Genomic DNA, 13,595 nt, shown 5'->3' with positions numbered 1-13,595 from the left:
TCCTAGAAGCGGTCGAGATAACGCGTGGTTTCCCAGGCGCTGACGTGTTGGCTGTATTCGATCCATTCGGCGCTCTTCAGCGCCACAAACTCGTTGACGACATCCGCGCCCAGCGCGTCGGCCAGCATGGTGTCGGCCTTCAGCGCGGCGGCGGCTACACCTAGATTCTGCGGCAGCACCTTCAGTCCCAGCTCCGCACGCGCAGCGTCCGACATTTCGTACACATCCTGATTGACCGGCTCTGCGGCTTCCAGCGCCCGGTCGATGCCATCCAGTCCCGCCGCGATTACGCCTGCCAGCGCCAGATAGGGATTGGCCGAACTGTCCGGCAAACGCCATTCGATACGCTGGTAGACCACGCGCGCCACCGTAGTGCGATTGTTGTCGCCGTAGCCGATGAAGGCCGGCGCCCAGCTGGTGCCGGACAGCGACTGTCCGCACATTAATCGTTTATACGAATTGACGGTCGGCGCGCACAACGCGGTCAGTGCCGGCGCGTGATGCAGCAGACCTGCCATGAAGTGGTAGGCCAGCGACGACAGGCCGAGATCGCGTCCGTTCTGCTCTTTCTCTTCGCCCAGCGCGAACAAGGGCTTACCGGCGACGTTCGCCAGCGACAAATGGAAATGCAGGCCGCTGCCGGGACGCTCGGCGAACGGCTTGGGCATCATCGAAAACAGCAGCCCCTCTTCCTCTGCGATATGCTGCGCCGCCATTTTGAAGAGCATGAAGTTATCGGCGGCCTTGAGCGCGTCGGCGTACTTGTAGTTGACTTCGAACTGGCCGGTCGCATCCTCGTGATCGATCTGGAACACGCCCAGGCCGCACTGGTCCAGCGACGTAGTCAATTTCTCGATGAAGCCTCGGCGGCGCAGCAAACTCTTGGTGTCGTAGGATGGCTTTTCCAGCGCATCGGCGGCTTCGGCGTCATAGCCATTGGGGCCTTTTTGCAGCAGGAAGAACTCCGGCTCCAGGCCAGCGTTCAAGGTCCAGCCGCGTTGCGCCAGCCGCTCTACCTGCTTGCGCAATACCTGACGCGGACAAGCGTCGAAAGGCACGCCCGCCACATGGCCATCCAGCGCCACGCGCGCGTAGCCAGGCAACCAGGGCATGACTTTCAGAGTGGAGAGATCGGCGCGGCCATAATATTCCGAACGCGGACCGGTGCGCGGCAAGCCCGTGCCCCAGATCGACGGTCCGGAGAATCCCGCGCCCGGCGAGACGATATCGTCCAGATGCACCAGCGGTATCAGCTTGCCCTTGGCGGCGCCGTGGATGTCCGTGAACTGCGCGAACACGAAGCGCACGCCTTTCGCGGCCAGCTCGCGCTGTAATTCGTCCGTCGAACGGGCCGCCGTACCGTCTAGCCGATTTGTATCCATGTGGTTTTCAGCTCGGTGTATTTATCGAAAGCGTGCAGCGACTTGTCGCGGCCATTGCCGGACTGCTTGTAGCCGCCGAACGGCACGGTGATGTCGTCGCCGTCATACTGATTGACGTGCACGGTGCCGGCGCGCAGCGCACGCGCGGTCTGGATCGCCTTGCTGATATCGGCCGTCCACACGGCGGCTTGCAAACCGTAGGGCGTGGAATTGGCCTGCTTGACCGCGTCCTTCACGTCGGTAAAGCTCAGCACCGACAGCACCGGCCCGAAGATCTCTTCGCGCGCGATGGTCATGCTGCTGTCGACCTGGTCGAACAACGTCGGCTCGACGTAGTAGCCGCCGGTGTCGGTGCGCGCCTGGCGACCACCAGACAGCAGCTTGGCGCCGCCCGACTGGCCGGCTTCGATGTAACCCATCACCGTCTTCAATTGCGTCGCATCGACGATGGCGCCCATGACGGTGTTCTCGTCGAGCGGATCGCCGGGCTGGAAGGCGGGCATCATCGCCATCGCCTTTTCGAGGAACTGGTCCTTGATCGACGCTTCCACAAACAGGCGCGAAGGTGCGTTGCAGCTCTCGCCCTGGTTGAAATAGATGGAGCCGATGGCCGCTTCCACAGCCTTGTCCAGGTCCGGGCAATCGGCGCAAACGATATTCGCCGACTTGCCGCCCAATTCAGTCCATGCCCGCTTCAGGTTGGACTGTCCGGCCATCTGCAAGATCTGCTTGCCGACACGGGTGGAACCGGTGAAGCCGATGCAGTCCACATCCATATGCAAGCCCAGAGCGGCGCCGGCTTCGTGGCCGTAACCCGGCAGCACATTGAACACACCCGGCGGAATGCCCGCCTCCAGCGCGATCTCCGCCAGCCGCAGCGCCGTCAATGGCGACTTCTCGGACGGCTTGAGCACCACGCTGTTGCCGGCGGCCAGCGCCGGCGCGATCTTCCACGCGGCCATGATCATCGGGTAGTTCCACGGCACGATGGCCGCCACCACGCCGACCGGCTCGCGCGTGATCAGCGCCAGGCTGTTGGCCGCTGTCGGCGCGATCTCGTCATAGATCTTGTCGATCGCCTCGCCGTACCAGCGCAGGCAATTGGCGGTCGCACCCACGTCCACGCTCTGGCTGTACTTGATCGGTTTGCCCATGTCGAGAGTTTCAAGCAGCGCCAGTTCCGGGCCATGCTTCTGGACCAGGTCCGCGAACTTGATCAGTGTGCGCTTGCGCTGCGCCGGCGATTTTCCGGCCCAGCGACGGTCTTCAAATGCCGCGCGTGCCGCAGCCACCGCCAGGTCGACATCGGCGCCGTCGCAACGCGCCACCATGCCCAGCTTGCGGCCGTCGATCGGCGACAGGTTTTCAAACTGCTGTTCGGATTTGGCCCAAACGCGCTCGCCACCGATGAAGGCGCGGCCGTCGATTTGCAGGCTGCTCGCCCGCTCGTGCCAGGATGTTGTCGTCATATTCGTCTCCACTTCAGGATTTACAGCCAGCCGCGCTGCTGGAGGTCGGCGTAGGTCAGGTCGAGACAGTGGCGGATCAGCGCAATCATTTCGTCGATCTGCGCACAGCTCATCACCAGCGGCGGCGCGATGATCATGCGGTCGCCGACGGCGCGCATGATCATGCCATTGTTGAACATGTAGCCACGGCAGACCATGCCCACCGCAAGCTCCTCGTCGAACGGCACGTTCTCGTGCACGGTCGCGCCCTTGACGCGCACCAGGTTCAGGCCCGCGACGAAGCCACAGCTATCAGCATAGCCAACCAGCGGATGATCCGCCAGCTCGGCAAAGCGCTTTTTCAGATACGGCCCGGTCTCATTGCCGACGCGCTCGACCAGTTTCTCTTCTTCGATGATGCGGATATTCTCCAGAGCCGCCGCGCACGCCACCGGATGGCCGGAGTAGGTGAAGCCGTGATTGAATTCGCCGCCCTGCTCGATCAGCACATTGGCCACACGGTCGCCAACCAGCACACCACCCAGCGGCACGTAGCCGGAGGTGACGCCCTTGGCAAAGGTGATCAGGTCCGGCTTGATGCCGAACAGCTCGGACGCGAACCACTTGCCCAGCCGGCCGAAGCCGCAGATCACCTCATCGGCAATCAGCAGGATGCCGTACTTGTCGCAGATGCGCTGGATCTCCGGCCAGTAAGTGGCCGGCGGGATCACCACGCCGCCCGCGCCCTGTATCGGCTCGCCGATGAAGGCCGCGACCTTGTCGGGACCGACCTCCAGGATTTTCTTCTCCAGCCACGATGCGGCTTCGATGCCGAATTCGTCCTCCGTCATGCCGCGCCCGGATTCCAGGTAGTTCGGCTGGCCGATATGCACGATGCCGGGAATCGGCAAGCCGCCCTGCGCGTGCATGCCGTCCATGCCGCCCAGCGACGCGCCGGCCACGGTGCTGCCGTGATAGGCGTTGTGGCGGCTGATGATGGTGTGGCGCTCCTTGTAGCCCAACACGTCCCAATAGCGGCGCACCATGCGCAGATTGGTGTCGTTGCCTTCCGAGCCGGAGCCGGTGAAGTAGACGTGGTTGAACTGCGGCGGCGATATCTTCACCAGCTTGGCCGCCAGCTCCACCGCCGGGATATTGGTGGTGTTGAAGAAGCTGTTATAGAACGGCAGCGTCTCCATCTGCTTGTACACCGCTTCCGAAATGCTGGTGCGGCCGTAGCCGACGTTGACGCACCACAGGCCGGACATGCCGTCCAATACCTTCTTGCCCTGCGAGTCCCACAGATAGATGCCCTCGCCGCGCACCATCACGCGCGCCCCCTTTTCGCCGAGCGCCTTGTGGTCGGTGAAGGGGTGCATATAGTGGGCCGTGTCCAGCTTCTGGATGGCGGCGGTGTCATACACTTCCGGGCGCGCGGCGGCCTTGACCGACGCGACCAATGCGGCGCTTGGCGCCAATGAATTGTTCGACATGATGGCTCCTATCTCGAAATGATCAGACGTGCAGCAGCAGGTGCTCGCGCTCCCACGGGCTGATGACGGTCATGAATTCCTGGTGCTCCAGATCCTTGATGGCGGAGTAGACGTCGATGAAGCGGTCACCCAGGACGCTGCGCAGCTTGTCCTCGCCGCGCAGCAGTTGCAGCGCTTCCGGCAAACCTTGCGGCAGTTCGACCATCAAGTCATACGCGCTGCCGACGGTCATCGGCGTCGGCTCCAGCTGCTCGGTCATGCCGAGGTAGCCGCAAGCCAGCGTGACCGCCAGCGCCAGGTAGGGATTGGCGTCCGCACCGATGATGCGGTTCTCCACGCGGCGATCCTGCACACCCGATTCCGGCACGCGGAAACCGACGGTGCGGTTGTCCATGCCCCACTGGATGTTGATCGGCGCCGCCGTGTGGCGCACGATGCGGCGGTACGAGTTCACGTAAGGCGCAACGATCGCCATCGCCGACGGCATGTAGCGTTGCAGGCCGCCGATGTAGTGCTTGAAGATCGGCGCGGCCGAACCGTCTTCGGCGCTGAAGATGTTCTTGCCGGTCTTGGCATCGACCACGCTCTGGTGCACGTGCATCGCGGAACCCGGTTCGCCCGCCATCGGCTTGGCCATGAAGGTGGCATACATGTCGTGCTTGAGCGCCGCTTCGCGCAGGGTGCGTTTGAAGAAGAACACCTTGTCGGCCAGGCCAAGCGGATCGCCGTGCAGGAAGTTGATCTCCATCTGGCCGGCGCCGATTTCGTGAATCAGCGTGTCGACGTCGAGGTTCATCAGGTCGCAGTAGTCGTAGATGTCTTCGAACAGTGGATCGAATTCATTCACCGCGTCGATACTGTAGACCTGGCGGCTGGTTTCCGCGCGGCCGCTGCGGCCGATAGGCGGTTTCAAAGGCAGATCGGGATCGCTGTTCTTGGCGGTCAGGTAGAACTCCAGTTCCGGTGCGACCACTGGCTTCCAGCCCTTGTCGGCGTAAAGCTTCAGTACGCGGCGCAGCACGGAGCGCGGCGCGAAATCGACCAGGCGGCCGTCGGAGAAGTAGCAGTCGTGGATGACCTGCGCGGTCGGGTCGGTGGCCCACGGCACCATCGTGATGGTGGTCGGATCGGCCTTCAGGATCATGTCGCGGTCGGTGGTGGAGATGGCGCGGTCGTAGCCTGCGTCTTCCACCGGGCAGTTGCCGGTTACGGTCATGCCCAGCACCGCTTCGGGGATGCGCATGCCGCGCTCCTGGGTGAACTTACCGCGCGGGAGGATCTTCCCGCGTGCCACGCCGGTCAAGTCGGGGACCAGGCATTCGATTTCGGTGACGTGCTTCTCGTTGAGCCACAGGTCCATGTCGGTATAAGTAAAATTTTCGCGGATTGCCATGGTTTTCTCTCTTTGTTTTCTAGCGTTGATTTTTATAGTTGTGGCAGGCCTCGCCGAAGGCCTTGAATAATCTGACGGAATCTGGATTCTCCGCCAGGCGCCACTCTGGGTGCCACTGTACCGCGAGCGCGAAACTACTGGCGTTTGCTACGCGGTAGGCTTCCACCAGGCCGTCGTCGGCGCGAGCTTCCGCGACCAGCGATGGCGCCAGTTGGGCGATGCCCTGACCGTGCAGCGAATTGACCATGATCTCGGACGCACCTTCCAATATGCGCGCCAATTGCCCGCCAGGCTCCAATCGCACGCGATGGGAGGCAGCGTATTGCTGCTCCAGCGGCTGGTCCTTGCGCTCGCGGTGGTCGGCCATGCCGGCCACGTTGTGCACCGCCTGGTGCAGCGTGCCGCCCAGCGCCACGTTCACTTCCTGGAAGCCGCGGCATATCGCCAGCAGCGGTATGCCGCGCTTGAGCGCCGCCCGGATGAAAGGCAGCGTGGTGGCGTCGCGCGCCGCGTCTTGCGGCAGCGACGGCTCCAGTACTTCCTGCCCATACAGGCTGGCATGCACATTGGATGGGGAACCGGTCAGCATGACGCCGTCGGCCAGCGCCAGCAGCGTCTCAAAATCGGTGGACGCGCCCAGGGCGGGCATGATGAGCGGCGTGCAGCCCGCCCCATCGGCCACTGCGGCGACATATTTGAATTGGGCTGTGTGATTGGCATGGGCGCCGATCTGGTTCACACAGGCGGGAACGATGACAATTGGGCTGTGCATAGCTTCATCATATGCCTATTTTGGTATCATTGTGAGTGCCACTTGTTTAAAATTGATGGAACCACTTTGAACCCCATGCCGCATCCGCCCTCCCCAACTTCCGATCTGCTAGCCCAGACATTGGCGCAATCCGGCTTCCATCCGCGCCTGCCGCAGCAGCGCCGTTTGTACGAAGCCGCCAAGAGTGCGATCCACCGCCAGTTGCTGGGCGCAGGCAGCAAACTGCCGTCCAGCCGCGACCTGGCGCGCGACTTGGGCATCTCGCGCAACACGGTGATCGCCGCGTTCGAGCAGCTGGCGGCCGAGGGCTATGTCACCAGCCAGCTGGGTAGCGGCACCTACGTGGCGGACTTGCAGGCGCAACGCGCCAGCATGCGCGGCTCCGGCCCGGTGCCGCGCGGATCGCCGCAGGGCCGCCCGGCGCGGTTGTCACGACGGGGGCGCGAATTGACCAGCTTTGCCGCCGGTCCGCGCTTCGAGATCCAGCCTTTCGCACCGGGCGAAGACGATTTCTCGTCCTTCCCGTTCAAACTTTGGCAGCGGCTGCAAAACCGCATCTGGCGCGAGGCGCGCACCGAACTGCTGGACTACGGCCAGTCCGGCGGCCACCTGCCGCTGCGCCAGGCCATCACCGAGTACCTGCGCTTGTCGCGCTCCGTGAAGGTGACGGTGGACCAGGTGATGATCACGGCCGGCACACAGCAATCGCTGGACCTGTGCGCGCAGCTGCTGGCCGACGCCGGCGACACCGCCTGGGTCGAGGATCCCGGCTACTGGGGCGCGCGCCGCGTGTTCCAGTCGCGCGAACTGAAACTGCATCCGATCGCGGTCGACGACGACGGCATGGTGCTGAAGGAGTCGGACCTGGCCACCAAGCCGCGCCTGATCTACGCCACGCCGTCGCACCAATATCCGACCGGCTCCGTCATGAGCCTGGCCCGCCGGCGCGAGCTGCTCAACATCGCCGTGCGCAAGGATGCATGGATACTGGAGGACGACTACGACAGCGAATTCCGCTACACCGGCCGCCCGCTGGCGGCGCTGCAAGGGCTGGACATCGACGACCGCGTGCTTTACATGGGTACCTTTTCCAAGGTGCTCTACCCCGGCATCAAGGTCGGCTACCTGGTGGTGCCGCCGGCGCTGGTCGATGGCTTCAAGAGCGCGCTGTACGACCTGCAGCGCCCCGGCCAGTTGACGGTGCAGGCGGTGCTGGCGGACTTTATCGCGTTGGGCCACTTCACCACTCACATCCGCAAGATACGCCAGACCTACGGCGCCCGCCGCGAGCTGCTGCGCCGCACGCTGGTGCAGCAGCTCGCGCCCCGGCTGCGCGGCAAGGTGACCATCTCCAGCGAGGAATCCGGCCTGCATCTGGTGGTGCAGCTGCCCGACGATGCCGACGACGTGGCGCTGGAAGCGGCGGCCGCCGCAGCGGACATCCGCGTCAAGGCACTCTCCACCTACTACCTCGCGCAGCCGACCAGGCGCGGGCTGCTGGTCGGCTACGCCTACTGCACGCCGGAGAAGATCAGCCACTACGGCCGCATCCTGGCGGACCTGATCGAAGCGGGAGTACCAGCATGAAGCACATGCCTTGGCGAGACTTCTGCGCGCTGGTCAGCAGCATCGGCGTGGTCGGCTTGGGGCTGGGCGCCACCATTCCACTGACGGCGTTGCGGCTGGACCAGCGCGGCATCGGCACCGACATCATCGGCATCATCACCGCCGCCAGCGCCTTCGGCATCCTGGCGGCGACACCCTTCGTCTCGCGCTGGGTGGCCCGCCACGGGCCGCGTGGCTGCATGACAGGCGCCATCGCCATCGGCGCGCTGTCCACCGCATTGATGGAAGCGACCGACAACGTGCTGCTGTGGGGTGCGCTGCGCTTCGTGTTCGGCGCCTGCATGGGCGTGCTGTTCACCATCGGCGAGGCATGGGTCAACCATCTTGCGCCGGTCAATTCGCGCGGCCGCGTGGTGGCCATGTACACCACCGCGTTCACGCTGTTCCAGCTGATAGGCCCTGCGCTAGTGGCGGGATTGGAAGGCAAGGTCGCGTGGCCGTTCGCCGCCTGCGGTGCGCTGTTCCTGCTCGCGCTACCCGGCATGGCGTTGATCTCCAACGACGGCCAGGTCGAAGAAGACGAGCCGCACGTCTCCTGGCGTGCGGTGCTGCCGCGCATGCCGATGATCGCCGTCGGCGCGGCCTTCTTCGCGCTGTTCGACACGCTGGCATTGAGCCTGCTGCCGCTGTACGCGATCCGCCAGGGCATGCTCACCGAACTGGCGCTGCTGTCGGCCACCGTGGTGCTGGTCGGCGACACCGCGTTGCAATTCGCCTTCGGCTGGCTGGCCGACCATGTGGGCCGCAGGCGCGTGCACACCGGCTGCGGCATCGCGGTGTGCGTGCTGCTGCCGCTGCTGCCGTTCGCGGCGGGCACGCCGTGGCTATGGTGGATACTGCTGCTGATGCTGGGCGCTGTGGCGGGGGCGATCTACATGCTGTCGCTGGTGGCGTGCGGCGCGCGCTTCCAGGGGCAATCGCTGGTCGCGGCCAGCGCCGTGGTCAATGCCAGCTGGGGAATGACCAGCAGCGGCGGGCCGTTGGTGACCGGTCTGTTGATGCAGACCGCCGGCATCAATGCGCTACCGGCGGTGCTGTGGTGCGGCGCAGCGATTTTCGTCGCCTGCGCCTGGTGGGAATACAAACAGGGCTATGTAGACTAACCCTTGGCTGCGGCGGCCACCTGCTTCTGGCGCAGGCGTTCGCTGCGCGCCATGTACAGGCTAGATGCGATCACGCCGATCGACACCACCAGGATGGTCAACGCCGCCACCGCGTTCACGCGCGGGTCCAGGCCCAGGCGCGCGCGCGAGAAGATCACGATAGGCATGGTCGACGAGCCGGGGCCGGACAGGAAGGCCGACAGCACCACGTCGTCCAGCGACAGCGTGAACGTCAGCAGCCACGCGGAACCCAGCGCCTGCGTGATGTTCGGCAGCGTCACCAGGAAGAACACCTGGTACGGACGGCAACCGAGATCCATCGCCGCTTCCTCCAGCGACTTGTTCATTTCCTGGAGGCGCGACTGCACCACCACCGCCGCATAGGCCATGCCCAACAGGGTGTGGCCCAGCCAGATCGTCACCAGGCCGCGCTCCGGGAAGCCGAAGGCCTTCTGCACCGACACCAGCATCAGCAGCAGAGACAGGCCGATGATCACCTCCGGCATCACCAGCGGCGCGCTGACCATGCCCGAGAACAACGTGCGGCCGGCGAAGCGCTGGTAGCGGTTCAGCACAAACGCCGCGAACGTCCCCAGCACCACCGAACTGCAAGCCGTCAGCAGCGCGATGCGCAGCGACAGGCCGAAACCACTGATGATCTCCGTATCCTCCATCAACGCCGCATACCACTGCGTCGAGAAGCCGCTCCACACCATGTCCTGGCGCGAGCTGTTAAACGAGAACACCACCAGCACCACGATGGGCAGGTAGAGGAACAGATAGCCCAGCGACAGCCAGCCGCGCCCGAACCAGCGCTGCACGAAATTGGAATGTCCTTTCATGGGCGGTCCTCCTCTGCCTTGTATTTATTGAAGATCGCCATCGGCACCAGGATCAGCAGAATCACCACCACCGTCACCGAGGACGCCAGCGGCCAGTCGTTATTGGTGAAGAACTCGTCCCACAGCTGACGGCCGATCATCAGCGTTTCCGGCCCCCCCAGCAGTTCCGGGATCACGTACTCGCCCACCGCCGGGATAAACACCAGCATGGTGCCGGCGATGATGCCGGACTTCGACAGCGGCACCGTGATGCGCCAGAACGCCTGCATCGGCGTCGCGCCCAAGTCGGCCGCGGCCTCCAGGAAGCGCAGGTCCATCTTCACCAGGTTGGCGTACAGCGGCAGGATCATGAACGGCAGGTAGGCGTAGACCATGCCGATGATGAGCGAGAACTGCGTGTTCATCAGATGCAGCGGCTCCGGGATGGCGCCTATGCTGATCAGGAAGTGGTTCAGGATGCCGTTGTTGGCCAGGATGCCCTTCCACGCGTAGATGCGCAGCAGGAAGGAGGTCCAGAACGGCATCATCACCAGCATCAGCAGCACCGGGCGCACCGTCGCCTTGGCGCGCGCCATGAAGTAGGCGAACGGGTAGCCGATGATGAGGCACAGCGCGGCCGTGATGGCGGCGAACTTGATCGAGTTCAGATAGGTCAAGGCATACAGCTCGTCCTGCGCGATGAACAGGTAGTTGGATATCTTGACCTTGAGCGTGATGACGCCGTCGGCCATCGTCATCAAGGTGCCGAAGGGATTGCCGCCGGTGTCCGCCTCGGTGAAGCTGATGCGCATCACGATCAGGAACGGCACCAGGAAGGCCACCGTCAGCCACAGGAAAGGCACGCCGATCACCAGGTTGCGGCCGGTGATCCAGCGTCCCGTCAGCAGGTTCTTGAGAAATTTCATGGCTGCGCTCCGCCTTAGCTGGTCAGCACGACGACGTCCGCGCCGTCCCACCAGGCGTAGACACGCTGGTCGCGCTTGAGCGCCGAATCTTCATGGCGGGCCGCGTTGGTGCGCGAGACCTTGAGCGTCATGCCGCTGTCGAGGCGCACGTGGTACTGCGTCTCGTTGCCGAAGTAGGCCATCGCCGTGATCACGCCCTGCACGCAGTTGTAGCCGTCCTCGCTGGCACTGGCGCGCTGCGCCGCGGTCGGCGCCTCCGCCTGCAAGGCGATTTTCTCCGGCCGCACCGCGACCGACACTTCCATGCCCATCGTGCCGGTGATGCCGTGGGTGACATAGTGGCGGCCTTCCGGCGTTTCGATGATGACGTGCGCCGGTTCATCGACCGCCACGGCGCCGTTGAACATGTTGACGCTGCCGATAAAGTCCGCGACGAAGCGGCAGTTCGGGGTTTCGTAGATTTCGCCCGGCGCGCCCACCTGCAGGATGCGGCCTTCGCTCATCACGGCGATGCGGGTCGCCATGCTCATGGCCTCGTCCTGGTCGTGGGTGACCATCACACAGGTCACGCCCACCTCCTCGATGATGCCGACCAGTTCCATCTGCGTGCGTTCGCGCAGCTTCTTGTCCAGGGCGCCCAGCGGCTCGTCCAGCAACAGCAACTGCGGACGCTTGGCCAGGCTGCGCGCCAGCGCCACGCGCTGCTGCTGGCCGCCGGACAGCTGGTGCGGCTTGCGTTTGCCGTAGGCGGTCAGCTGCACCAGCGCCAGCATCTGCTCCACGCGGGCGGCGATTTCGTCCTTCGGCAGGCCGTCGCGGCGCAGGCCGAAGGCGATGTTGTCCCATACCGACAGGTGCGGGAACAGTGCATAGGACTGGAACATCATGTTGATCGGGCGTTCGTACGGCGGCACGCCAACGATGTCCTTGCCGCCCAGCGTGATCTGGCCCTGGGTCGGCGTCTCGAAACCGGCCAGCATGCGCAGCAGCGTGGACTTGCCGCAGCCGGAACTCCCCAGCAGCGCAAAGATCTCGCCCTTGTTGATCGCCACCGACACATCGTTGACGGCGCGGACGCCGTCGAATTCCTTAACCAGGTTGCGGATCAGCAGGAAGGGTTCTCGCTCTTGGGTCATGTTATTAAAATATAAATGATATCAATAATATACGGGAAAACCCGTGAAAATTAGGCCGACCGCTGGCCGCGCGCTTGGTCGAACCCGTGATTATAAATGACGAAATCACACATGCAACAGCAGGTGCTCCCGCTCCCACGGGCTGATGACGGTCATGAACTCCTGATGCTCCAGTTCCTTGATCGCCGTGTAGACGTCGATGAAGCGCTCGCCCAGCACATCGCGCAGCCGGTCCTCGCGTCGCAGCAGCTCCAGCGCCTGCGGCAGCCCTTGCGGCAGCTCGAACAACCGGTCGTAGGCGCTGGCGGTGGTCATTGGCGTCGGCTCCAGCTGGTCCACCAGCCCTAGATAGCCGCAGGCCAGCGTCACCGCCATCGCCAGGTAGGGATTGGCGTCGGCGCCGATGATGCGGTTCTCCACCCGGCGCTGCTCGACGCCCGATATCGGGATGCGGAAGCCCACGGTGCGGTTGTCGATGCCCCACTGGATGTTGATCGGCGCGGCCGTGTGGCGCACGATGCGGCGATAGGAGTTCACATACGGCGCCATGATCGCCATCACCGACGGCGTGTAGCGCTGCAGGCCGCCGATGTAGTGGCGGAAGTGGGCCGACGGCGAACCGTCCGCCGCGCTGAAGATATTGCGGCCGGTGGCGGCGTCGCTCACGCTCTGGTGCACGTGCATCGCCGATCCGGGCTCTCCCGCCATCGGCTTGGCCATGAAGGTGGCGTACATATCGTGCTTGAGGGCCGCCTCGCGCAAGGTGCGCTTGAAGTAGAAGACGTTATCGGCCAGCGCCAACGCGTCGCCGTGCTGGAAGTTGAGGCCCATCTGACCGGCGCCGGTTTCGTGGATCAGCGTGTCGACGTCAAGGTTCATCAGCGCGCAGTAGTCGTAGATATCCTCGAACAGCGGATCGAATTCGTTGACGGCGTCGATGCTGTAGACCTGGCGACTGGTCTCGGCGCGGCCGCTGCGGCCCACCGGCGCCTTCAGCGGCAAGTCGGGATCGATGTTCTTCTCGGTCAGGTAGAACTCCAGCTCCGGGCCCACCACCGGCTGCCAGCCTTTGTCGGCATACAGCTTGAGCACCCGGCGCAGCACCGAGCGCGGGGCGAAATCGACCAGCGTGCCGTCGGCGAAGTAGCAGTCGTGGATCACCTGCGCGGTCGGGTCGATGGCCCAGGGGACGGTGGTGATGCTGCCCGGGTCCGCGCGCAGGATCATGTCGCGGTCGGTGGAGGAGATGGCGCGGTCGTAGGCCGCGTTCTCGGTCGGGTAGTTGCCGGTGACGGTCATGCCCAGCACCGCCTCGGGGATGCGCATGCCGCGCTCCTGGGTGAATTTGGCGCGCGGCAGGATCTTCCCGCGCGCCACGCCCGTCAAATCGGGCACCAGGCATTCGATTTCAGTGACTCGGTTCTCGTTGAGCCACTGGTCCATATCGGCATCGGAGAAATTTTCACGGATAGACATGTTCGCTCTCGGTAGTCAT

Annotated in this window: 11 protein-coding genes; 2 read left to right on the top strand and 9 right to left on the bottom strand. The window is 64.2% G+C overall.

From position 1 onward, the window contains the following. Positions 1-2: 2 nt before the first annotated feature. Genes glnT through RUGAMON1_RS17445 form a run of 5 tightly spaced genes read right to left on the bottom strand, consistent with a single transcriptional unit; the run spans position 3 to position 6,488 of the window. Positions 3-1,382, bottom strand: a complete 1,380-nt coding sequence (gene glnT, locus RUGAMON1_RS17465) for a type III glutamate--ammonia ligase (protein WP_445231695.1) — start codon at positions 1,380-1,382, stop codon at positions 3-5. Beyond that, on the bottom strand, positions 1,364-2,851 hold the full coding sequence (locus RUGAMON1_RS17460) for an aldehyde dehydrogenase (protein ID WP_445231694.1): 1,488 nt from the start codon (positions 2,849-2,851) through the stop codon (positions 1,364-1,366). Before RUGAMON1_RS17460 ends, glnT begins: the two co-directional genes overlap by 19 nt. Positions 2,852-2,871: 20 nt before the next feature. Continuing rightward, entirely contained in the window at positions 2,872-4,323 is a 1,452-nt protein-coding gene (locus tag RUGAMON1_RS17455; protein ID WP_445231693.1) for an aspartate aminotransferase family protein, read from the bottom strand. 22 nt (positions 4,324-4,345) lie between these two features. Next, a complete protein-coding gene (locus RUGAMON1_RS17450; protein WP_116992097.1) occupies positions 4,346-5,716 on the bottom strand; it encodes a glutamine synthetase family protein in 1,371 nt (456 codons plus the stop codon). A 19-nt stretch (positions 5,717-5,735) separates the two neighbouring features. Beyond that, on the bottom strand, positions 5,736-6,488 hold the full coding sequence (locus tag RUGAMON1_RS17445; protein ID WP_445231692.1) for a gamma-glutamyl-gamma-aminobutyrate hydrolase family protein: 753 nt from the start codon (positions 6,486-6,488) through the stop codon (positions 5,736-5,738). Positions 6,489-6,563: 75 nt separating this feature from the next. On the opposite strand from RUGAMON1_RS17445, the gene pdxR reads away from it, so the two are divergent. Beyond that, positions 6,564-8,075, top strand: coding sequence for a MocR-like pyridoxine biosynthesis transcription factor PdxR (gene pdxR / locus RUGAMON1_RS17440; RefSeq protein WP_445231691.1), 1,512 nt, complete (start codon positions 6,564-6,566; stop codon positions 8,073-8,075). Next, positions 8,072-9,217, top strand: a complete 1,146-nt coding sequence (locus RUGAMON1_RS17435; protein ID WP_445231690.1) for an MFS transporter — start codon at positions 8,072-8,074, stop codon at positions 9,215-9,217. Before pdxR ends, RUGAMON1_RS17435 begins: the two co-directional genes overlap by 4 nt. Here RUGAMON1_RS17435 and RUGAMON1_RS17430 read toward each other — a convergent pair. The 4 genes from RUGAMON1_RS17430 to RUGAMON1_RS17415 form a co-directional block, all read right to left on the bottom strand. Then, positions 9,214-10,059: an ABC transporter permease gene (locus RUGAMON1_RS17430; RefSeq protein WP_116992094.1), complete on the bottom strand. Its 846-nt coding sequence runs from the start codon at positions 10,057-10,059 to the stop codon at positions 9,214-9,216. The two genes, RUGAMON1_RS17435 and RUGAMON1_RS17430, sit on opposite strands and share 4 nt — an antisense overlap. After that, positions 10,056-10,964, bottom strand: coding sequence for an ABC transporter permease subunit (locus RUGAMON1_RS17425; protein WP_445231689.1), 909 nt, complete (start codon positions 10,962-10,964; stop codon positions 10,056-10,058). Before RUGAMON1_RS17425 ends, RUGAMON1_RS17430 begins: the two co-directional genes overlap by 4 nt. A 14-nt stretch (positions 10,965-10,978) precedes the next feature. Next, the gene (locus RUGAMON1_RS17420) at positions 10,979-12,100 is read right to left on the bottom strand and encodes an ABC transporter ATP-binding protein (RefSeq protein WP_445231688.1); all 1,122 of its coding nucleotides are present in this window, start codon (positions 12,098-12,100) and stop codon (positions 10,979-10,981) included. Positions 12,101-12,205: 105 nt separating this feature from the next. After that, positions 12,206-13,576 (bottom strand): glutamine synthetase family protein, encoded by a 1,371-nt coding sequence (locus RUGAMON1_RS17415; RefSeq protein ID WP_445231687.1) that lies wholly within the window; start codon positions 13,574-13,576, stop codon positions 12,206-12,208. Positions 13,577-13,595: the final 19 nt, after the last annotated feature.

It is taken from the genome of Duganella rhizosphaerae, assembly GCF_040364205.1.
Taxonomy (GTDB): Bacteria; Pseudomonadota; Gammaproteobacteria; order Burkholderiales; family Burkholderiaceae_D; genus Rugamonas; species Rugamonas rhizosphaerae.
This window is presented reverse-complemented; position numbering and strand designations above follow the sequence as displayed.

Coding starts and splice junctions, on each gene's coding strand:
- glnT (WP_445231695.1), bottom strand. CDS start 1,382: ATGGATACAAATCGGCTAGACGGTACGGCGGCCCGTTCGACGGACGAA.
- RUGAMON1_RS17460 (WP_445231694.1), bottom strand. CDS start 2,851: ATGACGACAACATCCTGGCACGAGCGGGCGAGCAGCCTGCAAATCGAC.
- RUGAMON1_RS17455 (WP_445231693.1), bottom strand. CDS start 4,323: ATGTCGAACAATTCATTGGCGCCAAGCGCCGCATTGGTCGCGTCGGTC.
- RUGAMON1_RS17450 (WP_116992097.1), bottom strand. CDS start 5,716: ATGGCAATCCGCGAAAATTTTACTTATACCGACATGGACCTGTGGCTC.
- RUGAMON1_RS17445 (WP_445231692.1), bottom strand. CDS start 6,488: ATGCACAGCCCAATTGTCATCGTTCCCGCCTGTGTGAACCAGATCGGC.
- pdxR (WP_445231691.1), top strand. CDS start 6,564: ATGCCGCATCCGCCCTCCCCAACTTCCGATCTGCTAGCCCAGACATTG.
- RUGAMON1_RS17435 (WP_445231690.1), top strand. CDS start 8,072: ATGAAGCACATGCCTTGGCGAGACTTCTGCGCGCTGGTCAGCAGCATC.
- RUGAMON1_RS17430 (WP_116992094.1), bottom strand. CDS start 10,059: ATGAAAGGACATTCCAATTTCGTGCAGCGCTGGTTCGGGCGCGGCTGG.
- RUGAMON1_RS17425 (WP_445231689.1), bottom strand. CDS start 10,964: ATGAAATTTCTCAAGAACCTGCTGACGGGACGCTGGATCACCGGCCGC.
- RUGAMON1_RS17420 (WP_445231688.1), bottom strand. CDS start 12,100: ATGACCCAAGAGCGAGAACCCTTCCTGCTGATCCGCAACCTGGTTAAG.
- RUGAMON1_RS17415 (WP_445231687.1), bottom strand. CDS start 13,576: ATGTCTATCCGTGAAAATTTCTCCGATGCCGATATGGACCAGTGGCTC.